The sequence below is a fragment of the Candidatus Uhrbacteria bacterium genome (genome assembly GCA_016699205.1).
In the GTDB taxonomy this organism is placed as follows: Bacteria; Patescibacteriota; Patescibacteriia; order 2-12-FULL-60-25; family 2-12-FULL-60-25; genus CAIXDN01.
On record CP064964.1, the window covers coordinates 1,059,937 to 1,082,254 of the forward strand.

Genomic DNA, 22,318 nt, shown 5'->3' on the forward strand with positions numbered 1-22,318 from the left:
TTTTTTATTCAGCGGTGAGTGTTTGGAGGAGCGGATCTTCTGCGATTGGCGCTGGGGCTGGCATCAGGAGGTTGTGGATCTCTTCAATGGTTTTCCAGATGAGCGGGGCGACGATCGGTTCATTCCCGGTTGAGGCGATGTTGATGCCGAGGGAAATCTTGTAGGTGCGGACAGAGGCTGTTTTGCAGACGTCGCGCTTGAGGCGTGCGTTATAGGTGCAGGTTTCAACCGGTTCCTCGATGTTGCCTCCTACTTCCATGCGTTCCACGCGATTTTTGGTGACGTTTAAGTTTACGACCATGAAGAGTTTGCTGAGATTTTTGCGGAGCTCGACGTATCGCTTGTTGATCGCCGTTACTTCCTCGCGATAGTATTTGTCGCGCTTCAAGGCTTTGATCTCGGCTTGCTGTACGGCGTTGATAAGGCTTGGGTTGATGCGGACGCGCAGACGGGTGATGTCATCGCCAGCGGCGTTCTTCATGCGCTTCTCGACGGCGATGACGCGGAAGATTGGAAGTTTGCGGATGGCGGCTTGGGCGGTGATTGATGCCGGGAGCTCGCCGGTGATGTTTTGGGAGGAAATGAGCGGGAGATTTTTCAAATCGTTTACGCCATTTGGAGCGTCCATCCCAACCCACGTGCCAATGATGGGAGCGATATCGACTTCAAAGTTGGACTTGAGGAAATCGACAACCATGGTCGGAACTTGGGCGAGGCGGAAGTAGAGTTTGTCGCCGGTCATTTGCCATTCGATCGACATTGGCTGATCAAGCGCGAAAGCGATTTCTGATCCGCTTTCTACGCCTTTCATCGAGAAGCGTTCAAGCGAGAGCCGACCTTCTCCATTCTGTTTGTCCAAAACGCGCGTGCCGAGCTTGATGGCGATTTGGCCCGTCATGCCGCTGCCAGGCTTTCCGATCACGCGCTCGCCAATATCGAGCTTCATGTCCAAGTCGAGCTTGTAGCTGGTCATGGAATCCATGGCTTTGACGGCTTTGTCGAGAGATTGTTCAGGGGTGGCAGCGATTGCTGTCCATGGGAGGACAAGGGCGGTAAGACTCGCTGCGGCAAACCAACGCTTAAAGTGGATCATATGGCGGCAGTTTAACAGAGGGAATCGCCTTTACCAAACAGCTCAGGGACGGTATTCTCATGCGGTATGGCATTGACTCGAGACGAGATTACTCGCTTGGCAGAATTGTCCCGTTTGGCGCTCACAGACGAGGAATTGAAGCGTATGGAGGAAACGATCGATCCGGTACTTGAGTATGTCGGACGATTATCCAAGATCGATACGACTGGTGTTCCTGAAACTGAAGGCGATGTTTTGGTGCGTTTGCGCGATGATGTTGTTGATGGCAGCTCGGAAGGCGAGCGTACGGCGATTCTTTCTAATTTTCCGGACAAGGCTGGCGATGTTTTGCGCGTGCCTGGTGTCTTTGAAAAACCAAAAGGCTAATTATGGGACTTCTTCTTGAGCAGACGATTCGATCCGCTGCGGACGGTTTGGCGTCCAAGGCGTTTTCGTCGATGGAATTAACGAAGGCGTATCTCGCACAGATTCGCGGATTGGATTTGGGCGTGCATGCCTACTTGGACGTTTTTGAGGGTACAGCGATGGATCAGGCGCATGCATCGGATGAGCGCCGCGCGGCAGGGAAATCGGCTGGCGTTTTGGATGGAATCCCGCTCGCGATCAAGGATAATATTTTGATACAAGATCAGCGCGCAACGGCCGGATCGCAAATCCTTGCCAATTATCGCGCCGCTTATGATGCGACGGTGATTACAAAATTGCGCGAGGCTGGGAGCGTATTTTTGGGCAAAACCAACATGGACGAGTTTGCCATGGGTTCATCGACTGAACGCTCTGCATTTGGTCCAACAAAGAATCCGCGCGACTTGGCCCGTGTTCCGGGAGGTTCGAGCGGCGGAAGTGCTGCAGCGGTTGCCGCTGATATGGCGATTGCTTCCCTTGGTTCTGATACGGGAGGATCGATTCGTCAGCCGGCTTCATTTTGCGGAATTGTCGGATTCAAGCCGAGCTATGGATCTGTTTCTCGCTCGGGATTGATGGCAATGGCTTCTTCACTCGACCAAATCGGGCCAATGACCAAGACGGTTGAGGATGCTGCTGTGTTGTTTGAGACGATTCGCGGAACGGACAAACTGGATCAGACGACGGTTGATTTTGGTCAGATCAGCTATGAGACGCGACAAGACATGAAGGGTATTCGCGTCGGGATTCCGCGTCAGGCTTGGGGTGAAGGGATGACGGCGGGTGTACGTCGTCAGACGGAAGAGGCTTTGGAAACGATGAAGAAAGCCGGAGCCGAGCTGATTGAGATCGATTTGCCTTATGCGGATGAAGCGCTTGCTGTTTATTATGTCTTGATGCCGTGCGAGGTGTCGGCTAATTTGTCGCGTTTTGACGGCATGCGTTACGGACAGCGCGAGACTCGTCCGACATTGATTGAAACGTATCTCAAGTCGCGTTCGGAAAATCTTGGTGAAGAAGTGCGACGCCGCATCATGCTTGGGACGTACGCTTTGTCGAAGGGTTATTATGATGCGTATTATCGACAAGCTCGAAAAGTGCAGACGCTGATCAGACGCGCTTATGCATCGGCTTTTGAACAGGTTGATGTGATTGTGACGCCGACGGCTCCATCCACGGCGTTTAAGCTGGGTGAGAAAATGTCTGATCCGCTGGCGATGTATTTGGAAGACGTATACACGGTTGGCGCAAACGTGGCAGGTCTTCCGGCGATTTCCGTACCTTGCGGAACGGATGAGGGCTTGCCGGTTGGATTGCAGTTTATCGGCAAGATGGGTGCGGACGGCGGATTGCTTTCAACGGCACGCGTGTTTGAGCATATTAATTTGTGATGTTATTTCAATTCGTATTTGACGGTGGCAACCTCACTAATTCTGTTCTTCCGAGCGGAACTGTTAATTTTGGTTCGGTACTGGGTATTGTTTTGCTAATTATTGTTGTTGGCTTGGTCCTCGTTATCGGCATTGCAACGGCGTTTCGCGCGTTTACTCGACCCTCACTTGAGGGATTGGATCCAAAGCGTTTGACTGCTATGTGGGCGGAGATTGAGAAGACATCGGATCATGGATTGATGGGAGCAAAGCTCGCTGTTGTCGAGGCGGATAAATTGCTCGACACGGTTTTGCGCAAACTGCACTTTCCGGGAGAGACGATGGGGGAGCGTCTCAAAACGGCTGCGTATAAATATCCAAATATTTCTAAAGTTTGGGGAGCGCATAAGCTACGCAATCAGCTCGTGCATGATGCAACGTTTGAGATCTCGATCCGTCAGGCCAAGTCGGCTGTCAGGGATTTTTATGCTGCGCTAAAAACACTAAATGTCTTTTAATGTCATTGCGAGTAGCAGCGAAGCAATCTTGAATCGCAGGATTGCTTCGTCGTCGGACTCCTCGCAATGACAATGGATATATGATTCCCTATTTTGAACTGACTTCGTTTCCTATTCTTGGCGTGACATTCCAGACATGGGGAACGATTGTTGCCTTGGGGTATGCGCTTGGTACTTATGTTGCTTGGAGACGGGCTAAAGAGAAGGGTCTTGATCCTGAGCGGATTTTGGATCTGGCTTTTGGATTTTCATCGGGGCGTTTTTAGGGGCGCGTATTTTTCATGTGGTGTTTTATGATCCGATGCATTATCTGGATCAGCCGCTTGATGCATTGGATCCGCGTAAGCCTGGATTTGCGATGTTTGGCGGGCTGCTCGGTGCAGCCGGTGTATTTTTCTATTACTGCCGATCGCGCGCGATTAGTTGGATTGCGTATGCTGATACACTGGTTTGGGGATTGCCGTGGGGCTGCGGGGTCGGTCGCATTGGTTGCTTTTTGATTCATGATCATCCCGGGACGCTTACGCATTCGTTTCTGGGCGTAAAATATCCGGATGGCCAGACGCGTCATGATCACGGTTTGTATTTGTCGATTATCGGTTTTGTAACAGGCTTTTTGTTTCTTTGGTTGAATCGCAAACAGCGACGTCCGGGTTTCTGGTTCGGTAGCTATATGGTGATCGAGGGTATTACGCGTTTTGGATTGGATTTTTGGCGTATTGTCGACAAGACATACTTGGGATTAACGCCAACGCAGTATGTGGCGATACCGATGATCGGGTTGGGCTTGTGGTTGATTCTTCGGAATACCTCACCCTCGGTCCCTCTCATTCGTAAGGAGAGGGAGGTCGTGTGATAGAATGTCGGCATGTTTGATTGCATCGTGATTGGTGGAGGACCGGCTGGAATGGCGGCGTCTGTCTATCTTGCGCGTCAAAAAATGAACTTTGCGATGTTCGCCGGAAATCTCGGCGGACAGGTGATTTGGTCGTCGGATGTCGAGAATTATTTAGGTATCCACCAGATTAGCGGTATCAAGCTGGTTGAGGCATTTGATAAACATTTGGAAGATTATCGTGAGGCGATGGAATTGCATGAGGGGGAGAAGGTAAAGCGCGTGACGAAAACCAAGGGCGGTTTTTCCGTTGAGACAGAGCGCGGCGCTTATCCGACAAGAACCGTTTTGATTGCGACCGGTGCCGATCATCGCAAGCTTGGCGTTCCAGGAGAGGATGAATATACAATGAAAGGTATTTCGTATTGCGCGACATGCGATGCGCCTTTATTTGCCAACAAGGTCGTACATATTGTTGGTGGAGGGAATAGCGCTATGGATGCAGCGTTGTTTGCCGCTAAGTACGCGAAAGAAGTTCACTTGGTAACGATCAATGCCGAGCTTATGGGCGATGAGGTTATGAAGCAGCGTTGTTTATCGCAGGCTAATGTTCAGGTGCATGTTTCAACCAAGACGGTCGGATTTGCGGGTAAGGCGATGTTGGAATCAATTATTTTAGCTGGAGCTGATGGAAAAGAGCGGGAAGTGCCTACGGAAGGTGTTTTCATTGAAATTGGTCTTATGCCGCAGTCAGAGATGATCGACTTTGCGGCAAAGGATAAGTCGGGGCAGATTATTATCGATTCCCACAACCGCACGAATGTTGACGGGGTTTGGGCGGCCGGAGATGTTACTTCCGTGGCCTTTAAACAGATCGCGGTTGCGGTCGGAGAGGGGTCAAAGGCGGCTCTTGATATCATTCGTTACCTTCAATCTACGCAGGCTTGACAATAGAGCTGAAATTCTATGGCTGGCGTTGCGTAGTAAGGGTTGTCATGCCATTCTTTTAACCTATGCAAGATGCTTCCAACAAGAATTTATTGATCGGTGTTGCTGTAGTTGCGGTGCTCGTTTTTGGAGGGTTGGTGTGGGCGATTATGTCGGCTCCGACATCTGCCCCGCTAGCCAATGGTGAACTCATTTTTGATGACGTGAACGATCCGTTCATCGGACCTGAGAATGCTACGACGGTCGTCCGTCTGTACAGTGATTTCCAGTGTCCCGCGTGTCGAGCGGCCGAGGGTGGAGTCAATTACGCTATCGAAAAATACAAGGACAAGATCAAATTTGTCTGGAAAGATTTTCCTCTCATGACGATACACCCGAATGCGCGTCTTGCGGCCAATGCCGGACGATGCGCACAGGACCAAGGTAAGTTTTGGGAGATGAAGTCCAAGCTCTATGACGGACAGTCTAGCTGGGACTCGAGCCGCGACCCTTCAGCGGACTTTAGAGCTTACGCCTTACAGATCGGATTAAATGTCGATCAATTCAATACCTGTCTTGATAGCCGGGCGAATGATGCAAAAGTCATGGCCGCTTACCAAGAAGGCGTACGGAACAATGTCGATCGGACGCCTACGACGTTTGTTGGCACGGAACGCTTGTTTAGCCTGACGCCGACCGAATGGGATCAAGCACTTGCCAATAAGCCGTAAATAGATAGACGGCCCCTTTCATAACTGCTATTCTTCTACAAATTTATGTCTCAAAACTTTTTTGACGGCGGTCCAAAAACAATGTTCTTTACCGGGCTTTTTCTCGGAATCGCCGTGTCGGCGGTTGTCGGGTTAGGGGTGACGTTGAATCTTGTCATGGGTGGTAACGCTTTAGCTGTCGGCGGTAATTCCGGTGCGTATGTTCCTCCGAGCGGAGCGCAGGCTCCGGCTGCTCAGGCTCCCGTCGCTGCTGGACCGTTGAAGCCAGTGAGTGCCAACGATCATCTTTTGGGGCCTAAGAACGCAAAGGTTACCTTGGTTGAGTACTCGGATTTCCAGTGTCCGTTCTGCTCACGTCATCTCCCGACAGTGAAACAAGCGCTGAAGGATTTTCCGAACGAAGTAAACTTGGTTTATCGCCACTACCCGCTTTCCTTTCATCCGGAAGCTCAGAAGTCAGCTGAAGCTTCGGAATGTGCAGCTAAACTCGGCGGCAACGATGCTTTCTGGAAGATGCATGATGAATTGTTCACGAATCAAGCAACTCTTAGCCGATCTCTTTATACCGAGCTTGCCAAGAAAATTGGTTTGAACACGGTTAATTTTGACAAGTGTCTCGATGGAGGTGAAATGGCAGCCAAGGTCAATACGGATTTGCAAGATGGTACAACGGCAGGTGTTGAAGGTACGCCGGCAACCTTTGTTAACGGTCAGCTTATTTCTGGCGCTGTACCGTACAGCGAGTTGAAAGCTGCTATCCAGGCTGCTCTTAAATAAGACCTCATAATAAAAAAATTCCTCCGGCCGGAGGAATTTTTTTATTATTCGAGCCCTGCCGTGAGATACATGATGGCGAGACCGAGGAACATCGCCAGTGTTTGCCAGGCACGCGTGCTAAGTTTTGGCTCCTCTTTAATTTCTGCAAACAAGTTTGTGCAAGCCATGTAGATCATGAATCCGGCGGCAAGCGGGATCGTCCACGTTGTCAGACGTGTCACAAATCCGGCGGCAAACCATGTTCCGACAACGCCTGCAATCATGGCCAAGGAAACCAGCAAGTTAAGCCAGAGCGCTTTCTTTTTGGAAAATCCAGAAGAAAGGAGTATGCCAAAATCGCCGAGCTCTTGTGGAATTTCGTGTAAACCGATCGCGACGGCGGTATTAAAGCCGAGCGTAGGATTCACAAGAAATGCCGACATGACGGTAATGCCGTCTGTAAAATTGTGTACGGCGTCTCCGATGAGATTCAGATAGCCGACCGGTTTTGCGGGAGTGTGATCATGTTCGTGATCGTGTAGTTCACGGCCTGCGTGGCTGTGATAAATCCAGAGCATGGAATCGAGGACAAAGAAGAGCAGGATGCCTGCTAATGCCCAAGTCAGTGCGTTAGGGGACGCTTCAATCGATTCAGGTAGGAGATGAAAGAACGCATTTCCGAGGAGCGCGCCGGCAGCAAAAGCGACAACAGCATGCTGAATAAACGCGGTCTGGCTCTTTTTCCACGCGAGACTGGCGTAACCCAGTAACGATAGAAGGCTCATGATGATGGCGGCTGATAAAGCTGGTAGCAGGGTTTCCATATGTGGATAACCTAGCATAGGTCCTTGACAAATGCAACTCTGTTGCGTTAAATAGGTTCATGCAAGAACGCCAAACCAAGTCCAAGCTCGCCATACGGGAGGTCCTGTCAGCTTCTCAGAAGCCGATGGCGGCTATGGAATTGGTTGAGGCTTTAGGAGGGCGCGGTTTATCGGTTAATAAAACGACGGTTTATCGAGAGCTTGAGAAATTGCTTTTGAAAGGCGAGATTTCGGAGGTTGATTTTGCAGATGGTCAGAAGCGTTACGAGATGACGCATGGCGATCATCACCACCACGCGGTTTGTATGAGCTGTGAAGCGGTTGTCGAGCTTGAGATTGAGCCGCAATTGGAACAGATTCAGTCCTCGGTAGCCAAGCAGAGCGGGTTTCGTATTCAGAAGCATTTGGTTGAGTTTTTTGGGATGTGCGGATCCTGTTCTAAAACCGTATGAAGATTGCATTTGTCGGAAAAGGCGGAAGCGGGAAGACGACGATGTCGTCATTGTTCTGCCGACATCTTGCTTCCCATGGCAAGACGGTTTTAGCGATCGACGCCGATATTAATCAGCATCTTGCCGGGGCTCTTGGTGTTCCATCTGACCAAGCTGCCGCGATTCCTGCGATGGGAAATCTCTTAACCGAGATTAAAGATTATTTGCGCGGGACAAATCCATTGATTGGCTCTGCTTCACAAATGGTCAAAACAACGCCGCCAGGGAATGGATCCCGGCTATTGCGTTTGAGTACGGTCGAGGCTTTTTTTGATCGTTTCGCCATCAAGCATGAAGGTATGCGTGTGTTGGCGACTGGCGGATTTCAGGAAGAAGATTTGGGCGTCAAATGTTTTCATGCCAAAACCGGTGCAGCAGAATTGGTGCTGAATCATTTGGTTGATCGCAAGGATGAGTTTGTGATCGTCGACATGACGGCTGGCGCTGACGCATTTGCATCGGGTCTTTTTACCAAGTTTGATCTTACGCTGATTGTCGTGGAGCCGACCCTGGCCTCCGTAAGCGTTTATCGACAATACAAAGGCTACGCTTCCGAGTTTGGCGTTCCATTGGCGGTCATTGGAAACAAAGTCGTCGACTCGGAGGAGGAGGCGTTTTTACGAGAACAAGTGGGGGATGATTTGCTCGCCATTATTCCGTATTCAAAAGCGGTGAAAGCGCGTGATCGCGGAGATGCAACAGCTGCTGACGCGGATCGTGAATTACTGGCAGCGTTCCATGTCCTTGAAGAGCGTTTGCAGCAGACGCAAAAAGACTGGAACCGTTTTTATCGTCATGCGGTTGAATTTCACCTGCGAAATGCCAAGAGTTGGGCAAATGCGAGTACGGGTATTGATCTCGCAACACAGATCGATCCGGACTTTGGTCCAGAGAACTTTGTCGCCGCATCAACTTGATCGTATCCGGCCCTTTTGTCACGCGAAAGCGTGGCTGAAGGGTCGGACGCGATCGCGCTTATGCGACGCGAGGCCGACACCTCAAAGGGGGTTCCATGTCCCTGTCTGTTCCTTTCGAGATCACCGAGCGCATCAAGGGTGCCACGGACGAGATCGTCGATCACGACACGTTCGTGAGCATCTGTAAGACGTCCTTGCCCGGCGCCGTGAAGATGTACGAGCTCATGTGCGAGCGCCTCAAGAGCGAGCCGAGCGGCTCGTATCGCAAGTGCTTTCACGGCTTCACCGATGTCGAGCGCGGCCATGTCATCCGCGCCTGCTACGGTGATGCGATCAATCGCGAGCTGAATCTCCACTACGGCATCGTGCTCGTGCGGACGGCATCCGGACGCGTGGTCGGCTTCACGCCCGAGTCATTCTCGCGCGAGGACTTCCGTTCCCGCGTCTTCAACCTCTCTGCGCAGAAGGCACATGGCGACGATCCGGTGGAGACGTCGGCGATCATCGACCACGCGGACACGCTGCGCGAGATCGAGCGGCTCTACCCGCTCGCCTACGCCTGCATCGCATCGCACGAGGGTCGTTCGTTCAACCACCGTGCTACCGAGCAGCCGCTCTTTGGGCAGCTGGTCGAGATGATCTCCATCCGTCCGTACCGCTTCCTGCTCGAGGATGCGTTCGGTCCGATCGCCACGGTCAACTGCTGCAAGCAGGCGGGACGCGGCAAGAAGGGCAAGGAGAAGTCCAAGGACGAGAATACGCCGTCCAAGCCCAGCGACACGCTGGGCGAGCTGTCCTGGGACTTCATCGTGAGCCGGACGCATCAGCTCCAGATGCAGGAACCGGCGATGTTCGACTGCTGATCAGTCCGCCTAGCGGACTTCCTCGCCGACCCACCCGTAGAAGCCGGGTGGGTCGGCTTTTCTTATCGTCTGGACAAGGGCGAAAGCTCGGCGTAGCGTTAATCCTTGTCGCCGGCTCTTGACTGGCGATAACGAGGCAAACATGCACATTCCGAGTGTGTCACCTGAGCTTGCTGAAAGCGTTCGCGTCAATGGTGCGATCAATGATCAGGAGTTTGGAGGCCTTATCCTGCACTGGTTTCCGGCGGCTTGGACGCTGTGTTTTACGCTCAGGCGTCAGACACATCCGAGGCCCGTGTCAGACAGACGCGAGGAGGATGAGACCGTGCCGGTGAGGCTCTTGAATGCTCTTCTGCATAAGTCCGAGCATCATAGCCCGCGGCCGGTTGAACCGATGATCAGACGGGTCTCGATTCCCGAGATGGTCGGTATCAAGGCTGTGTCCCAGGTGTACCAAGTCATGGCCAGCGATGCGATGCATCGATGCGCACAAACCGTTCATGAGGGAATGTTCCGACTGGAGTCGGAAGAGATCCTCGTGATGATTCCTGAAGGTCTCAAGGCTCCTCCGATCGAGCTTCCTCCTCTTGCTTTCATTGAGGAGCGCTATCATCTTGCCTGCGACCAGATCCGCATCGTCCTCGCGGACATGGAGGATTCAGACCGAGGGTACGGTCTTCTCGACTGTTCCAAGGCGCCGCGCAGTCTCGAACAGCTCGTGATGCTGATGGCGATTTATCCGTATCGTATGCGCATCGAGCGCGAGTACGGCGTTGAGCTGGCCTATCAGTGGCCGGGTATCCTCGCTGCCGCACCAGCTGGTACGAGAGGCCGTCTGCGCGAGTTCCGATCTGCCGCCGAGCAGATCCTCGCGATCCATCGCAATCCCAAGAGCACCGTCTGAACGATAAGAGCCCCGTCATGTATTCTGCTGACGGGGCTCTGATGTTATCCAAAATGGAATACAGTATCCGGACTTATTGCGTACGCTTGACGTATCCGACTGAATATAGTAAGCCTAAAAAGCGTTGCATCGTGGAAAGGATAGGTCGGTATGTTTTCATCGTGGAGAGACGGTATGCCTTCATCGCGTGAAGAAGGGGAAGGCGAGTCAGACAAGAGGGTTCTCTACGACAGCGCTGTCGAGCTGAATCCCAGTTCCAACTACACGACGGTCATCGAGGAAGAGCCGGACGGCCGTATCTTGATCCATGACCGGACAAAGTCGGGGAGCGGGCATTCCGCATGAGCAAGCTCGAGTTTCAGCAGCTGCTCGCTCATGCCCCGAACATTCTCAACAAGCTCAACAGGTAGTTCAAGACGGGTCGGTTGGTACCTTTGTTTTTACGAGCCCCGTCCCGCAGCTGCGGAATGGGGTTTTTTGTTTTGGTCTATTACGATGAGAGCAGGATAATGCTGGCGGTAATGCCGTAAATCAGAACGCTTAGCGTATCTTGAATGACGGTGGCAATTGGTCCTGCGCCGACGGCTGGGTCGAGGTGCTCCATTTGGACAAGTTTTGTGACGATAAGCGCTGTATGCGGCGCGATGGCAACGGCGATGAACATGGATATACCAACAACCATCGCAAGCATGGAGTCTTGGAACCAGATATATGCCGCGATACCGCTCAGTATGCCAGATATCGATCCAAGTATTATTCCGACGCCTGCTTCTTTCAGAAGGTAATTTTTGAATTTTGCTTTACGTGATCGGAGGTCGCGGCTAAAGATGCTTTGTGTTTGTGAACCCACGGCTGCGGCAATATAGACGACGAATGGAACAAAGAAGGCGATGCGAATGTCTTTGGCCAGCACGTCTTCAAAGGTAGAAAAGACAACGGCCAAGACAACGCCAAGAAATAGACCGACTAGAATGGATGGTAAGCGAAGACGAACAAGTTTTTTACCGACTCGGTATCGTCGTCGGCGTAGATGATGCGTTTCCAGCTCATATTAATCTCCTGTCATCTGTTTCTTTAGAAGCGTCACATTTGGAACCGGCCAAGGATCGATCTTGTGACGTCTGGCCAAGGCGACGCTTGTCGAGGCTCCCAGGGCAATAGCGGTCCACGCTTCTTGCAGACGGTTTTTGCCGATCACATCGATGGTGATGGCACGAATGCCGTTTTTCTGCAGGATTTCTGCCGTTAGCTTGATGCGTTTGTGATTGCGCGGATGATAATGCTCGGATTGAAAGAGAACAGCGACGAGCTGTTTTTTGACGGAGTGGGGAAATGTAATACCTTCCAAAAAATGATGGTCGAGTTCTGGAATCACTTGTGCTGCGGAAAGCTGTTTTCCATTTTCGTTTATTTGATTATTGAATACATGCGCCGCGCCAACGAGATGCTCGGCCGACATGAGTAAGACAAAAGATTTTTCCAGATGTCGAGCAAGATCAAAAGCCAAGCCCTGATCCTGGTTTTCAATAAGCTTCGCGACTTCATTGATTTTCCGTTCATCGATTTTTATGATTCCGGTTTTGGCGAGGATTCCGGCGATGCCAATCGTCATATAGCCGATGGCCATGCGCGGTTGATTGGAGGGATTCTCAACGGGATCGATCACGAGTGTTGGGAATTTGTGTTTTTGGCTAGCGCAAGTAACTCGCCGCCATTGGTCATGACGATGATGCGGGCTTTGCGGCGGATGGCTTCACGGGCTGCGGAAAGCGTCTCTTCTGTTGTGCCGGAATAGCTAGAAAGAATGACGAGCGTGTCGCGGCCTACGTGGCTCGGGAGACGATAGTCATTGCTGATTTCAAAAGGGATTGAGATCTCATCACGGAAGACGGACTGAATCACATGCGCGCCCAAGGTTGATCCGCCCATGCCAGAGACAACGATAGAAGCCGGCTTGTGATGACTTGTAGGAATGTTAAGGCTTGAGACTTGGCGCCAGGCATCGCGTAGCTGCGCGCCGAGACGCAAATCGTCGGATAAAAGAATAGGAGCCTTCATGGCTCCTATTCTAGCACAAATAATTAGATTTTTTAGCGCCAAACAGCGAGGATCACTCCCATGATGATGAGTGAGACCAAGCGGTATCCGGTGTTGATGAAGTAGAGCTTCCAGGGTTTATTGCCCCAGAGCTGCTCATCCATTTGCACAGGCGCAAAAAATCCGAGCCAGGTCCAGAAACCAGACATGACGCCGCCGACCCAACCAAATGTCTGCGTATAGGTCATCGCAAATTCTGTTGTAAATGATAGGACGTAGGCTAAAACAAGCGAACCAATGCTCATCAGGGCATAGGTCTTATTCATGCCTTTCATCGCCTCCTTGCTCATTTTGGATGGATCAATACCCATTAGTTTCATCCAAGGTTTGCCAAATAAAGGGCCGTACCAAAGGAACCCGAGAACGACGGTGGAAATGGCGGCGACGAGTATAGCGAGGTAGTTGGGGGTAAAAGTCATATGGACAGCATTCTATCAGCTTTTACGTTTTCCGTGCATCAACATGTCGACAGCTTTGTCGAGTGTACCGGCAGCCGTCAGTTCGCCGTTGTTTACAAAGAAGATGCCGTCAGCTTTTTCGATCGTGTTCAAGCGATGGGCGATGATGACCTTTGTTGTCGATCCTGGAAGCTGATCGAGGGCTTCTTGGAGCAATTGCTCCGTGACGGTATCGATGTTGGCGGTGGCTTCATCGAGAATCAGGAGTTCTGGCTTGCGCAAGACGGCACGCATGAAAGCGATGAGCTGCTTTTGACCCAAGCTGATGGAGTCGGCGCCGGAGACGGGCGTGTCGACGCCTTTTTCAAAGCGGGCGAGGAGACGCTCAAGGCCCATCGAGTTGATCGTGTCGATTTTTCTTGGTGGCTTGCTGCGGCAAAATCAGGATTGGCGTAGAAGATGTTTTCCAGGACGGTGCCCGTGAACAAGAATGGTTCTTGCAAGATGAAGCCGATTTTTTGGTGCGATCGCTTTCAGGGTAGGAGCGCAGATCGCGGCCATCGAGCAGGATGGTGCCGGAGGTTGGATCGTAGAGACGCGCCATGAGCGAGGCAGTTGTGGTTTTGCCGCCGCCTGTCGGACCGACGAGTGCGTAGGTTTTGCCGCGTTCCAAATCGATGTTGATGTTGCGCAAGACATCCGGACGCTCTGGATAGCCAAAGTGTACGCCTTGGAATTGTACAAGGGCTGGATTGGCGGCCTTTTCGCCTTCAATCGTCGGCAAGTCCATTGTTTCATCCATGATTTCGAGACGCGATCCCAGGCGGCTAATGCGAGCTGGAAGGAGTTCCAGAGCATGGCGATTTGGCGGAGCGGACCGTAGAAGCGCTCGACATAGATCAAGAAACTCAAGAGTAAGCCAAGCGTAAGGCTTTGTTGGGAGACGAGCAGGATGCCGTAGCCGAGAACGATCAGAATCGCCAAGTTGGAGAAAAGATCGTAAATCGGGGAGTAGAGGGCGCTGGCGATGCCGGCGCGTGTTGCTGCTTTGAAGTTGATTTTGTTGGCGATGGCAAAGCGGTCGCGGAAGAAGTCGCGGCGATCAAATGCGACAACGACTTTAAAGTGTTCCAAGCTTTCTTGAATTTCTGCGCTCAAACCGCCGGTTGCACGCAAACTTTCTGCATTGCGCTTTTAACCCAGCCGGAAGTGGCTTGCGTAAAGAGATAGAGTGCTCCGGCCGGGACTAGCGCGGCGAGGCCAAGATGCCAGTTCAATGAGAGCAGGAAGATACCGGAACCGACAATCATCACGATGCTCATCGTGAAACGCACCAAGGTTTCGAGAAGAATTGGTTGAGTTTGTCCGTGTCGTTGTTGATGCGGGAAATCAAATCGCCAGCTTTATTTCGGTTGAAGAAGGCGATTGGTAGCGATTGAGTTTGGCAAAATCATGTTGCGCAAACGGAAGAGCATGCGCTGACCTACACGGCCCATGAGCTGCATCTGCCAATAGCTTGTGCCGAGGGCGATCAAGAATGCGACGAGAAGCGCTGCGACGGTTGTAAAGATGCCTGGATAGTTTGCGGTGCGTACATAAGCATCGATGGCGTGACCAAAATGTAAGGCACGCTCAAGTTGATGCCGGAAGCGATGAAGATCGTAAGCGCCGTCAATGCCAAAGGACCAATCTCCGGTTTGAGATAGGGGAGAAGCTTGCGGACACCGACGAGCGCGGATGTCTTTTTGCGGGCTTATCGTTCATATTGGTTGGTGCTGCGCTGGGAATTGTAGATCTGGACGTATTCCGGAGAGATTTCCATCAATTTGTCGTGCGTGCCTTGAGCCAAGACCTCGCCCTCCATCAAAAAGGATGATGTGGTCGTAATCGCGGACAGAAGAGATTTTGCGTGACCGAGACAAGTGTGACGCTTGGATAGTTTTTGCGGACATTCTCGAGAATGCGGTGTTCCGTGTTGGAATCGACGCGGGCGGTGAAGTCATCGAGCAAGAGGATTTTTGGTTTGATAGCGAGAGCTCGTGCGAGCATCAAGCGCTGCTTTTGTCCGCCAGAGAGACTTGTCCCGCGTTCCGAGACGAGGGTGTCGAGACCGTTGGGGAGTGTATCGAGGAAATCTTTGAGTTCTGCGGTTTCAATCGCTAAGTCAAAATCTTCTTTGGCCACCTCACGACCAAAGGCGATGTTTTCACGAACGGTTAAATTGAAGACGATGCTGTCTTGGAAGACCATGCCGATTTGCGAGTGCAGGCTGCGGCTATCGTATTCTGAGACGGATTTACCATCGTACAGAACTTCGCCGGAAGTTGGCGGCGTGAGTCCGGTGAGGACATTGAGGAGCTGGGTTTTTCCAGCAGCTGTCGGACCGAGGATGGCGGTACGGGTTTTGGCCGGAAGGGAGAAACTGACATGCTTCAAGACAGGCGTTTCGCCAAAACGGATGTTGACGTCGCGCATCTCGATATGGCCGTCGATCGCTGCTTTCCATTCACCGTCGTTCTTGATTTCCGGAGCATCGAGCACTTCTGCGATACGGATATAGGAGGCGTTTGAGCGGGCCATCATGTTGCTCATAAAGCCGAGCATCAGCATCGGGAAGATGAGAATGCCGACATAGCTATTGAAGGCGGCGAGCTGGCCAATCGTCATTTCTCCCACGATCACAAAATGTCCGCCAAGACCAAGGATGACGAGTGTCGCAAGGCTGGAGATAAAGGTAATGAGCGGGATCAGGCTTGCAAAGACGCGCAAAATTTTGAGACCGTTTTCTTTCGCGTCCGTATTCACGACGAGAAATTTTTCCGTTTCCGATTGCTGGCCATGCAGAACGCGAATCAAGGTCGCGCCCAGAATACTTTCATTTATGGTTTTGTTCAGACGATCGATGATCATCTGCGATGCTCCAAACAATGCGCCGACTTTGGAGAAGATTCCGTAGAACATGAAGCCCATGATCGGAATGATAAGAAGAACGGTTAAGCCAAGCTTCCAATCTGTGGAAATAAGCATGACGCTCGCACCAATCAAAATGAAAAGCGAAGACACGACAATGACCATGCCTTGCGAGACGAACATTTTGATGGCGTCGATGTCGCTTGTGAGATTGGTGAGGAGTTTGGATGCCGTCGTGTTTTGGACAAAGGCAAAGCTTTGGCGGGAGATTTTGGCGGCCAACTGCTCGCGCAAATCGCTCGCGACACGTTCGGATGCAAATGCCTGGATGATGCCGAGGATGTAGTCGGAAATGAGCATCGTGGCACAGATCGCCAAAAAGGGGAGAGCGATGGCGACAAGGTTAAAACTTCCGCTCGTGTATGCGTCGATTCCGCCGGCAACCATACGGGGCAGCATTAAGCTCAAGCCTTTGCCGAATATCGACAGGCCAAGCAAACCGATGATCCAGCCCTTGTATTTAGGGAGGAGGCTCATCAACGTATTTTTCTTTTCAGCAGGAGTCTTCTTGTTGTTCATAAATAGGGTTAACTTCAGCACTTTCCAAAATATTTTTCGCCCCAGACAGCCATGTGCTTGAGGACGGGGAGCAGGTCTTTTCCTTTTTGGGTCAGATTGTATTCCGTACGCGGAGGGACCTCAGAATAGATTGTTTTAGTGATAATGCCGAGTCGTTCCAGGTCGGAGAGCCGGTCGGAGAGGGTGGTTGGATTTACGCCACCGGCTTCCGTTTGTAATTCATTGAAACGCAGGGTTTTAGCGAGAGCGCAAATAATAGCCTCGGAGTCCATTTGTCTCCGAGGACGGTTGTAGCAAAGGCTACGCATTTGGATTTGTTGTCTGATTCTTTGGGCATGATCTTGACGGTTTGGCGATCCATGCTATATTTTTTATAGCTAGTCAGTTTTTTTATAGGAATTTAAGGACATTGTCAATATGAATGGTCAAGAAATCATTAAAGCGATGAACTGGCGTTTTGCTACCCAAGTATTCGATGCTTCAAAAAAGGTTTCCGATGAAGACTTGAAAACGATCCTCGAGGCCGCTCGATTGACTCCGAGTTCATTTGGTATCGAGGCTTGGAAATTTCTTGTTATCGAGAATCCGGAATTACGAGGAAAAATCCGCGAGGCAGCTTGGGGTCAGCCCAAAGTTACGGAAGCATCGCATTTGATTGTGATCGCACGTCGTACGGATGTTCGCGAGCACATTACGGATGAATTGCTCGCTCGCACCTCAAAGGCGCAGGGTGTCGGTCTTGAGGCTTTGGATGGTTTAAAGCAGATGGTGAATGGAAATATGGCAGGCCGATCAGATGCGGAGATTGATGCATGGACCAAGAGTCAGGCGTATATCGCGCTCGGGGTAATGATCGAGACAGCTTCATTGCTTGAAGTCGATAACGGACCGATGGAAGGTTTTGATCCGGCAAAAGTTGATGAGATACTCGGCTTAAAGGCTAAGAATCTTACCTCGACCTTGCTGCTTGCTCTTGGATATCGCGATGAACATGCTCCCGTGCGTCCCAAGTCCCGCCGTTCGATGGAAGAGGTGGTTGAATTCATCAAATAAATTATATTCTTATGCAACCAATGTACGCATTTAGCGTTCCTGTTTTTCAAAAGATGTTGAAGACGGCGTTGAATCTTTTGGATAAGGCCGAGGCGCATGTAAAGACGAATGGGGGAACGGAAGCGGATTTGTTGGAAGCTCGATTGGCGCCGGATATGTTTCCATTTGTGAAACAGGTGCAAATTGTTTGTGACAATGCCAAAGGTGCATCATCGCGTCTCGCGGGAGTGGAGAATCCATCTCATCCAGACACGGAGACGACGATTGCGGAATTGAAGGCGCGCGTAGAAAAGACGATGGCGTTTCTCGATACATTGAAAGAAGAGCAGTTTGCGGACGCGGCTGATCGAAAGATCGTGCTGCCGTATTATCCTGACAAGCATCTCCTTGGAATGGATTATTTGCAGAGCCAAGCACTTCAGAATTTCTTTTTTCACGTCAACATGATGTACGCGATCTTGCGTATGAAGGGCGTGCAGATTGGAAAAGCGGACTATATTGTTGATGTTCCGTGGCAGGCTGGTGCGTAAAGTAGCTATATAGAGAGAAAATAACCTATTGACCCTGACATTGCGTCAGGGTTTATAGTATGCAAAGGTTCAGGCCAAACCTATGCCATATACGGTTAATCAATTAGCGAAGCTCGCCAGTATCAGCGTGCGCACGCTGCATCACTACGACCAAGTCGGGTTGCTTAAGCCTGCCCTGCTTCGCAAAAATGGTTATCGTGAATATGGGGAGACGGAGCTGCTTAAGCTTCAGCAAATTCTGTTCTTTCGCGAGTTGGATTTTCCGTTGGAGGATATTAAACGGATTATGTCCTCGCCGAGTTTTGATACACGGCAGGCGCTGCTGGATCATCGGAATATGATCGAGCTGAAAAAGAAACGTCTTTCCGGATTAATCAAAGCGATCGATAAAACATTAATTCAACTAGAAAAAGAAACCTATGGACGAGCAAGACTTGAAGGAGACGTATGACACTTTTGGTGAAGATACCGTCAAGGAGTACGCCGATGAGGTGAAGCAGCGTTGGGGGAATACGGAAGCGTACAAGCAGTCGATGGAGCGCTATAGCAAAATGACTAAGGCGGACATGGAGGAATATAAGAAAGGTGCGGACATCTTCATGAAGAAGGCGGCGGAAGTCTCTGAAAAGGGTGCGCTTAGCCCGGAGTTTCAAGAGATGATTGACCAACACTTCAAATCGTTAAGCGCTTGGTATGAGCCGAACTTTGAGATGTATCGTGGATTGGCCAAGATGTATGTAGAGGATCCGTGGTTTGAGGCTTATTATGAGAAGTATAAGCCGGGGTTGGCGAAAGTGTTTAGTGAGGGGATGATCCATTACGCGGATAAGAATGAGCCGAATAAGTAAAATAAATCCCCGCTCTTGCGGGGGATTTATTTATCGATGTAAGCAAAATACTTTCTTAAGAACGCGTTTGATGCCTCACTTATTGCGTCGAGTGAGATGTTCCAGAAGCCTCCATCGTCTGTGCCATGTGCGATATCTCCTTTATTTCTGAAATCCCATGCCTTTAGCGCCATGTTTATATCGCTTTTCTGACTTTGAGCAGTTTGCCTGTAAATATCATTCTGTCTTTACTGTTTATAAGATGATCCGAGGTACTCTTTCTTCTATCAATGCTGGCACTTATTAGCTCAATACATTTAATAAAGTTTAGGGCAATCTCTAAAGTATTAAAATTGCCAGTATATCTATTTCGAGATGCGATCGTTATGTATTTTATGCATCGCCTAAATACCCGATCAGTGCAGGCGAGATAGCGTTTGGATTTTGCAAGAAAGCCATTGGGTAAGTCCTTCGGAAAAAAATTTCTAACGTTAATTAATGGTGCTGGTGGGCTTATTCTGATCAAACGTCCCCTCACTTTAAAAAGATTCCTACTATCTCATAATCAAAATAGTTTTGGCGTCGAATACGTTTCTTGCCAAGTTGTTGAGTTGTCGTTTTAGGGCGAGGGATAGGGAGGCTATTAGGTCAGTAAAGCGATCTTCTGCTTCTTTGAGAACGAAGTATAAATTTTCTTCGCTGATCTCGGTGCTTACAAGGTAGGAAGATTCGAAAGTACGTATTGAAACTGGTTGTTGAGGATAATGTATGAAAGCATCCACGCCCTTACTTAAAGAATGGCTAGCGCTTCTTTTTTCAATAATAGGAATCTCTGGCAGATCCCTTTCTAAAAAGGCGGTTGTCTTTTCAATATGACATTCTCCAATCTTCACTTTTCGCTCAGGTAAAAAATCGCCTAAGATTTTTGCGTAGACGATATATTTTGTTTTTTTTCGCTGCTCACTCATAGAATTTTTTCACTTCATCCGTTATCGCAACAACCATATCTCGATCCAGCTTTTCGCATGTCCAGCAGACCGGCATCGCATGGTTCTGATCCTTCTATATTTTGGATCCCAGAAGCGATTCATGTATTACTTTTTCGATCTCTATATTTCTGGACCAAGAATCCAATGAAGGTTCCGATCACATAATACCCAAGAAACAAGATCAGTGTCCTGAAGACAAAAGAATATCTCAACCGTATTGCGACAATTTGCTTCCCGGTGTCATTACTTGTTTTTCACAACCGTTTTCTTCGGTCCAATAGGTGCAGACCGGAACGGTGTTGGGACAATATGGTTCCGTGTTAACCATGAATCCGTTCAGTAGAGAATAGCTATGGCCAGTAATGAAAGAAAGATAGATCGTTCCGTTAGTTAAAACGGGACTCAGACCGACGCGTGGCGCCGATATAAGAACGATCAAGAAAAACACATAGAGGCTGGCGCATGCCGCTAGCCCCGCGAGTCCGCCTTTGAGCCAAAGTGATCCCGACTTTTTCATCTTATTTCTTCCAAAGCTCCACCACTGGCTTGAATCCACCAACAGCCATACGTTTTTCATCAAATGGCATGACCATCTTTTCTTTAGGATGCTTTTCAATCCAGTCGTTCATTTCTTTCATGACCTTTTTATTTACTTGATCGCGATGCTTGCGCGACTTGTAGATGATAAAGGAATACCAGATTGTTTCACTTGGCTTGGGTTTGACGAGCTGCATGAAGGTCGTTGGCTTTTGTCCACCCATGCTTGGGTTCATGTCATCGCCGATACATTCAACGTAGGCGACGGCGCCATGTTTCATCCAGGATTTACCACCTTCTTGGGCCATCTTGCGATACGCGGCAATATTCTTCTTTGGAACCATGAGTACGAAACCGTCGATGTAGGACATAGGTTTAAGGATGATGATTAACTCTTCTTTTATCCAAGCGGTCGAGGCGGAGAATTCTAACGGCGGCGTAAATCACGAGGGCGATGACGAGGAAGTCGACAAAAGCCATGATGAACTCGCCGTAGAGGATCGAGGCACTGCCAATCGTCCAAGTGGCTGTTTTGAGACCGGCTGCTTTGCCCAGAGCCAGGCCGATAAGCGGGTTCAGTATATTCGTTACCAATGAGGAGACGAATTTTGAGATAGCTCCGCCGAGAATAAAGCCCACCGCCAAACCGACAACGCCTTGCTCGCGGATGAATTCCAAGAATCCATTCATGGGAGAGATTTTTTCCATAGTGCTATCAGTATAGCGTTATGTTTTCAAAAATCTTCTTTTTCCTGCTTGCTCCAACGTTTGATTTTGCCTCACGTTTACGTGCGGCTGATTCTGTTTTTGACGGCCGGCTCCAAGCGAGTGTGACAGGTCGATGGCTGCGCGTGTATGCCGCGCCTTTGCCGGCATTATTGCTTGAGAACGCGCTCGGCAACATTGGTCGAGATTCCCGTGTAGAGGCTGCTGTCACTGCAGCGCAGGATGTAGACGTGCCAGCGCTTCATAATTATTGGGGCGGCAGAGCTCCGGTGCAACGCCAGTTGATGCTGGCTGTTTCTGTCTGTTCATTGACGACGCACGCAGGGAAACAGCCGGGCTGAGTTGCATTCAAGTTTGCATCGAACCACCACGTTTTCGAATTTGGATTGTAAGTACCTTTTCCGATGGCGCCGCCTCCTTTAATACACGTGTTCTCCGCAATTTGTCTTGCATCTGTTTCCGACATGACGCTTTTTGGTATTGGATTTGTTATGGGAGCTGTCTCCGGTTGTAGATTCAAGCTCGTGATTGTCAACTGGAGGACGGTAGCGAAAATCACCCAAAGTAAATAGGGGATATTGATGAGAGCGATCCATCGCTGATGGGGATAGATTGATATGAGCGCCCAAATGAGCGTCGCAAGCACCAGTAGTATATCGAGAGCTGCGAGTAGGTTGTTCTGTAATCCAAACTGCAGTGGAGTAAAGATTGCATTGAAGCAAAGATTGAGGAGAAATGGCCAAATAATGTTGATCGGAAGCCGTTTTTTCGCTGCGAGATAAAAGACGTAACCAAACGAGATGGCGATGACGATATAAAGGACGGTCCAAACCGGTCCAAAAAGATATGAGGGAGGTGCCCAACTCGGTTTTATAAGGGTTTGATACCAAAGGTAGGTGTCCATAGAGCTATTCTTGCACGATCTGACTTATTCCGCTAAGATTCTGCCGCAATGAATGTCCGGAGGGGTCGCATAGTGGCCTAGTGCACTTGCTTGGAAAGCAAGCATACCGCAAGGTATCGAGAGTTCGAATCTCT

Annotated in this window: 28 protein-coding genes and 3 pseudogenes; 17 read left to right on the top strand and 14 right to left on the bottom strand. The window is 50.2% G+C overall.

Going from position 1 to position 22,318, the window contains the following annotated elements:
* Window positions 1–4: 4 nt before the first annotated feature.
* Complete coding sequence (locus tag IPH19_05450) at window positions 5–1,093, bottom strand: hypothetical protein (GenBank protein QQR60819.1); 1,089 nt, start codon at window positions 1,091–1,093, stop codon at window positions 5–7.
* 66 nt (window positions 1,094–1,159) lie between these two features.
* Here IPH19_05450 and gatC point away from each other — a divergent pair, with 66 nt between their 5' ends.
* The 8 genes from gatC to IPH19_05490 all read left to right on the top strand — a co-directional run bounded on the left by gatC (window position 1,160) and on the right by IPH19_05490 (window position 6,656).
* Window positions 1,160–1,459, top strand: coding sequence for an Asp-tRNA(Asn)/Glu-tRNA(Gln) amidotransferase subunit GatC (gene gatC, locus IPH19_05455; protein QQR60820.1), 300 nt, complete (start codon window positions 1,160–1,162; stop codon window positions 1,457–1,459).
* A gap of 2 nt (window positions 1,460–1,461) precedes the next feature.
* Window positions 1,462–2,889, top strand: coding sequence for an Asp-tRNA(Asn)/Glu-tRNA(Gln) amidotransferase subunit GatA (gene gatA / locus IPH19_05460; protein ID QQR60821.1), 1,428 nt, complete (start codon window positions 1,462–1,464; stop codon window positions 2,887–2,889).
* Entirely contained in the window at window positions 2,889–3,386 is a 498-nt protein-coding gene (locus tag IPH19_05465) for a hypothetical protein (protein ID QQR60822.1), read from the top strand. Before gatA ends, IPH19_05465 begins: the two co-directional genes overlap by 1 nt.
* 80 nt (window positions 3,387–3,466) lie before the next feature.
* Window positions 3,467–3,652: a hypothetical protein gene (locus tag IPH19_05470; GenBank protein ID QQR60823.1), complete on the top strand. Its 186-nt coding sequence runs from the start codon at window positions 3,467–3,469 to the stop codon at window positions 3,650–3,652.
* Window positions 3,631–4,242, top strand: coding sequence for a prolipoprotein diacylglyceryl transferase (locus tag IPH19_05475; protein ID QQR61369.1), 612 nt, complete (start codon window positions 3,631–3,633; stop codon window positions 4,240–4,242). The genes IPH19_05470 and IPH19_05475 overlap by 22 nt, the downstream gene beginning before the upstream one ends.
* Before the next feature lie 12 nt (window positions 4,243–4,254).
* Window positions 4,255–5,169, top strand: coding sequence for an FAD-dependent oxidoreductase (locus IPH19_05480; GenBank protein ID QQR60824.1), 915 nt, complete (start codon window positions 4,255–4,257; stop codon window positions 5,167–5,169).
* Window positions 5,170–5,234: 65 nt separating this feature from the next.
* Window positions 5,235–5,879, top strand: coding sequence for a thioredoxin domain-containing protein (locus tag IPH19_05485; protein QQR60825.1), 645 nt, complete (start codon window positions 5,235–5,237; stop codon window positions 5,877–5,879).
* Window positions 5,880–5,924: 45 nt separating this feature from the next.
* Window positions 5,925–6,656, top strand: a complete 732-nt coding sequence (locus IPH19_05490) for a DsbA family protein (protein QQR60826.1) — start codon at window positions 5,925–5,927, stop codon at window positions 6,654–6,656.
* A gap of 44 nt (window positions 6,657–6,700) precedes the next feature.
* On the opposite strand, the gene IPH19_05495 is transcribed toward IPH19_05490, so the two are convergent.
* Window positions 6,701–7,459: a ZIP family metal transporter gene (locus IPH19_05495; GenBank protein QQR60827.1), complete on the bottom strand. Its 759-nt coding sequence runs from the start codon at window positions 7,457–7,459 to the stop codon at window positions 6,701–6,703.
* Between the two features lie 59 nt (window positions 7,460–7,518).
* Between IPH19_05495 and IPH19_05500 the strand changes: the two genes are divergently transcribed.
* The 5 genes from IPH19_05500 to IPH19_05520 all read left to right on the top strand — a co-directional run bounded on the left by IPH19_05500 (window position 7,519) and on the right by IPH19_05520 (window position 10,979).
* Complete coding sequence (locus IPH19_05500) at window positions 7,519–7,911, top strand: transcriptional repressor (GenBank protein QQR60828.1); 393 nt, start codon at window positions 7,519–7,521, stop codon at window positions 7,909–7,911.
* Window positions 7,908–8,867: an AAA family ATPase gene (locus IPH19_05505; protein ID QQR60829.1), complete on the top strand. Its 960-nt coding sequence runs from the start codon at window positions 7,908–7,910 to the stop codon at window positions 8,865–8,867. Before IPH19_05500 ends, IPH19_05505 begins: the two co-directional genes overlap by 4 nt.
* 95 nt (window positions 8,868–8,962) lie before the next feature.
* Window positions 8,963–9,730 carry a hypothetical protein gene (locus IPH19_05510; GenBank protein QQR60830.1) on the top strand — a complete coding sequence of 256 codons (768 nt, stop codon included), beginning with the start codon at window positions 8,963–8,965 and terminating at the stop codon, window positions 9,728–9,730.
* Between the two features lie 142 nt (window positions 9,731–9,872).
* On the top strand, window positions 9,873–10,634 hold the full coding sequence (locus IPH19_05515; GenBank protein ID QQR60831.1) for a hypothetical protein: 762 nt from the start codon (window positions 9,873–9,875) through the stop codon (window positions 10,632–10,634).
* A 150-nt stretch (window positions 10,635–10,784) separates the two neighbouring features.
* Complete coding sequence (locus IPH19_05520; GenBank protein ID QQR60832.1) at window positions 10,785–10,979, top strand: hypothetical protein; 195 nt, start codon at window positions 10,785–10,787, stop codon at window positions 10,977–10,979.
* 145 nt (window positions 10,980–11,124) lie between these two features.
* Here IPH19_05520 and IPH19_05525 read toward each other — a convergent pair whose 3' ends face one another.
* The 7 genes and pseudogenes from IPH19_05525 to IPH19_05555 form a co-directional block, all read right to left on the bottom strand.
* Window positions 11,125–11,577 carry a magnesium transporter gene (locus tag IPH19_05525; GenBank protein QQR60833.1) on the bottom strand — a complete coding sequence of 151 codons (453 nt, stop codon included), beginning with the start codon at window positions 11,575–11,577 and terminating at the stop codon, window positions 11,125–11,127.
* Between the two features lie 108 nt (window positions 11,578–11,685).
* The gene (locus IPH19_05530) at window positions 11,686–12,261 is read right to left on the bottom strand and encodes a hypothetical protein (GenBank protein ID QQR60834.1); all 576 of its coding nucleotides are present in this window, start codon (window positions 12,259–12,261) and stop codon (window positions 11,686–11,688) included.
* 35 nt (window positions 12,262–12,296) lie between these two features.
* Window positions 12,297–12,692 carry an SIS domain-containing protein gene (locus IPH19_05535; protein QQR60835.1) on the bottom strand — a complete coding sequence of 132 codons (396 nt, stop codon included), beginning with the start codon at window positions 12,690–12,692 and terminating at the stop codon, window positions 12,297–12,299.
* Window positions 12,693–12,724: 32 nt separating this feature from the next.
* Window positions 12,725–13,150 carry a DUF1761 domain-containing protein gene (locus tag IPH19_05540; protein ID QQR60836.1) on the bottom strand — a complete coding sequence of 142 codons (426 nt, stop codon included), beginning with the start codon at window positions 13,148–13,150 and terminating at the stop codon, window positions 12,725–12,727.
* A gap of 15 nt (window positions 13,151–13,165) precedes the next feature.
* Window positions 13,166–14,819, bottom strand: a pseudogene (locus IPH19_05545) (ABC transporter ATP-binding protein).
* A 63-nt stretch (window positions 14,820–14,882) separates the two neighbouring features.
* A pseudogene (locus tag IPH19_05550) lies at window positions 14,883–16,618 on the bottom strand (ABC transporter ATP-binding protein).
* Between the two features lie 14 nt (window positions 16,619–16,632).
* Window positions 16,633–16,890, bottom strand: coding sequence for a helix-turn-helix transcriptional regulator (locus IPH19_05555; protein QQR60837.1), 258 nt, complete (start codon window positions 16,888–16,890; stop codon window positions 16,633–16,635).
* Window positions 16,891–17,035: 145 nt separating this feature from the next.
* Here IPH19_05555 and IPH19_05560 point away from each other — a divergent pair, with 145 nt between their 5' ends.
* The 4 genes from IPH19_05560 (at window position 17,036) to IPH19_05575 (ending at window position 19,049) form a co-directional block, all read left to right on the top strand.
* On the top strand, window positions 17,036–17,671 hold the full coding sequence (locus tag IPH19_05560; GenBank protein QQR60838.1) for an NAD(P)H-dependent oxidoreductase: 636 nt from the start codon (window positions 17,036–17,038) through the stop codon (window positions 17,669–17,671).
* A gap of 11 nt (window positions 17,672–17,682) precedes the next feature.
* Window positions 17,683–18,201: a DUF1993 domain-containing protein gene (locus tag IPH19_05565; GenBank protein ID QQR60839.1), complete on the top strand. Its 519-nt coding sequence runs from the start codon at window positions 17,683–17,685 to the stop codon at window positions 18,199–18,201.
* Between the two features lie 82 nt (window positions 18,202–18,283).
* Complete coding sequence (locus IPH19_05570) at window positions 18,284–18,652, top strand: MerR family transcriptional regulator (GenBank protein ID QQR60840.1); 369 nt, start codon at window positions 18,284–18,286, stop codon at window positions 18,650–18,652.
* Window positions 18,621–19,049: a TipAS antibiotic-recognition domain-containing protein gene (locus IPH19_05575; GenBank protein QQR60841.1), complete on the top strand. Its 429-nt coding sequence runs from the start codon at window positions 18,621–18,623 to the stop codon at window positions 19,047–19,049. Before IPH19_05570 ends, IPH19_05575 begins: the two co-directional genes overlap by 32 nt.
* A 533-nt stretch (window positions 19,050–19,582) precedes the next feature.
* Here IPH19_05575 and IPH19_05580 read toward each other — a convergent pair.
* The 5 genes and pseudogenes from IPH19_05580 to IPH19_05600 all read right to left on the bottom strand — a co-directional run bounded on the left by IPH19_05580 (window position 19,583) and on the right by IPH19_05600 (window position 22,184).
* Window positions 19,583–19,996 (bottom strand): hypothetical protein, encoded by a 414-nt coding sequence (locus tag IPH19_05580; GenBank protein QQR60842.1) that lies wholly within the window; start codon window positions 19,994–19,996, stop codon window positions 19,583–19,585.
* Window positions 19,997–20,535: 539 nt separating this feature from the next.
* Entirely contained in the window at window positions 20,536–20,925 is a 390-nt protein-coding gene (locus IPH19_05585) for a DUF1428 domain-containing protein (GenBank protein QQR60843.1), read from the bottom strand.
* Window positions 20,926–20,929: 4 nt separating this feature from the next.
* Window positions 20,930–21,262 (bottom strand): MscL family protein, encoded by a 333-nt coding sequence (locus IPH19_05590; GenBank protein QQR60844.1) that lies wholly within the window; start codon window positions 21,260–21,262, stop codon window positions 20,930–20,932.
* A gap of 7 nt (window positions 21,263–21,269) precedes the next feature.
* Window positions 21,270–21,525: pseudogene (locus IPH19_05595) on the bottom strand (GIY-YIG nuclease family protein).
* Between the two features lie 2 nt (window positions 21,526–21,527).
* Window positions 21,528–22,184, bottom strand: a complete 657-nt coding sequence (locus tag IPH19_05600) for a tryptophan-rich sensory protein (protein QQR60845.1) — start codon at window positions 22,182–22,184, stop codon at window positions 21,528–21,530.
* Window positions 22,185–22,318 lie beyond the last annotated feature (134 nt).

What these genes read in the sequence shown, in the direction of transcription:
- IPH19_05530 (QQR60834.1), bottom strand. Translation starts at nt 12,261, where the DNA reads ATGGCCATCGGCTATATGACGATTGGCATCGCCGGAATCCTCGCCAAA.
- IPH19_05495 (QQR60827.1), bottom strand. Translation starts at nt 7,459, where the DNA reads ATGGAAACCCTGCTACCAGCTTTATCAGCCGCCATCATCATGAGCCTT.
- IPH19_05465 (QQR60822.1), top strand. Translation starts at nt 2,889, where the DNA reads ATGTTATTTCAATTCGTATTTGACGGTGGCAACCTCACTAATTCTGTT.
- gatA (QQR60821.1), top strand. Translation starts at nt 1,462, where the DNA reads ATGGGACTTCTTCTTGAGCAGACGATTCGATCCGCTGCGGACGGTTTG.
- IPH19_05505 (QQR60829.1), top strand. Translation starts at nt 7,908, where the DNA reads ATGAAGATTGCATTTGTCGGAAAAGGCGGAAGCGGGAAGACGACGATG.
- IPH19_05485 (QQR60825.1), top strand. Translation starts at nt 5,235, where the DNA reads ATGCAAGATGCTTCCAACAAGAATTTATTGATCGGTGTTGCTGTAGTT.
- IPH19_05560 (QQR60838.1), top strand. Translation starts at nt 17,036, where the DNA reads ATGAATGGTCAAGAAATCATTAAAGCGATGAACTGGCGTTTTGCTACC.
- IPH19_05555 (QQR60837.1), bottom strand. Translation starts at nt 16,890, where the DNA reads ATGGACTCCGAGGCTATTATTTGCGCTCTCGCTAAAACCCTGCGTTTC.
- IPH19_05600 (QQR60845.1), bottom strand. Translation starts at nt 22,184, where the DNA reads ATGGACACCTACCTTTGGTATCAAACCCTTATAAAACCGAGTTGGGCA.
- IPH19_05540 (QQR60836.1), bottom strand. Translation starts at nt 13,150, where the DNA reads ATGACTTTTACCCCCAACTACCTCGCTATACTCGTCGCCGCCATTTCC.
- gatC (QQR60820.1), top strand. Translation starts at nt 1,160, where the DNA reads ATGGCATTGACTCGAGACGAGATTACTCGCTTGGCAGAATTGTCCCGT.
- IPH19_05510 (QQR60830.1), top strand. Translation starts at nt 8,963, where the DNA reads ATGTCCCTGTCTGTTCCTTTCGAGATCACCGAGCGCATCAAGGGTGCC.
- IPH19_05500 (QQR60828.1), top strand. Translation starts at nt 7,519, where the DNA reads ATGCAAGAACGCCAAACCAAGTCCAAGCTCGCCATACGGGAGGTCCTG.
- IPH19_05480 (QQR60824.1), top strand. Translation starts at nt 4,255, where the DNA reads ATGTTTGATTGCATCGTGATTGGTGGAGGACCGGCTGGAATGGCGGCG.
- IPH19_05580 (QQR60842.1), bottom strand. Translation starts at nt 19,996, where the DNA reads ATGAGTGAGCAGCGAAAAAAAACAAAATATATCGTCTACGCAAAAATC.
- IPH19_05515 (QQR60831.1), top strand. Translation starts at nt 9,873, where the DNA reads ATGCACATTCCGAGTGTGTCACCTGAGCTTGCTGAAAGCGTTCGCGTC.
- IPH19_05590 (QQR60844.1), bottom strand. Translation starts at nt 21,262, where the DNA reads ATGGAAAAAATCTCTCCCATGAATGGATTCTTGGAATTCATCCGCGAG.
- IPH19_05575 (QQR60841.1), top strand. Translation starts at nt 18,621, where the DNA reads ATGGACGAGCAAGACTTGAAGGAGACGTATGACACTTTTGGTGAAGAT.
- IPH19_05490 (QQR60826.1), top strand. Translation starts at nt 5,925, where the DNA reads ATGTCTCAAAACTTTTTTGACGGCGGTCCAAAAACAATGTTCTTTACC.
- IPH19_05520 (QQR60832.1), top strand. Translation starts at nt 10,785, where the DNA reads ATGTTTTCATCGTGGAGAGACGGTATGCCTTCATCGCGTGAAGAAGGG.
- IPH19_05535 (QQR60835.1), bottom strand. Translation starts at nt 12,692, where the DNA reads ATGAAGGCTCCTATTCTTTTATCCGACGATTTGCGTCTCGGCGCGCAG.
- IPH19_05570 (QQR60840.1), top strand. Translation starts at nt 18,284, where the DNA reads ATGCCATATACGGTTAATCAATTAGCGAAGCTCGCCAGTATCAGCGTG.
- IPH19_05470 (QQR60823.1), top strand. Translation starts at nt 3,467, where the DNA reads ATGATTCCCTATTTTGAACTGACTTCGTTTCCTATTCTTGGCGTGACA.
- IPH19_05450 (QQR60819.1), bottom strand. Translation starts at nt 1,093, where the DNA reads ATGATCCACTTTAAGCGTTGGTTTGCCGCAGCGAGTCTTACCGCCCTT.
- IPH19_05565 (QQR60839.1), top strand. Translation starts at nt 17,683, where the DNA reads ATGCAACCAATGTACGCATTTAGCGTTCCTGTTTTTCAAAAGATGTTG.
- IPH19_05585 (QQR60843.1), bottom strand. Translation starts at nt 20,925, where the DNA reads ATGTCCTACATCGACGGTTTCGTACTCATGGTTCCAAAGAAGAATATT.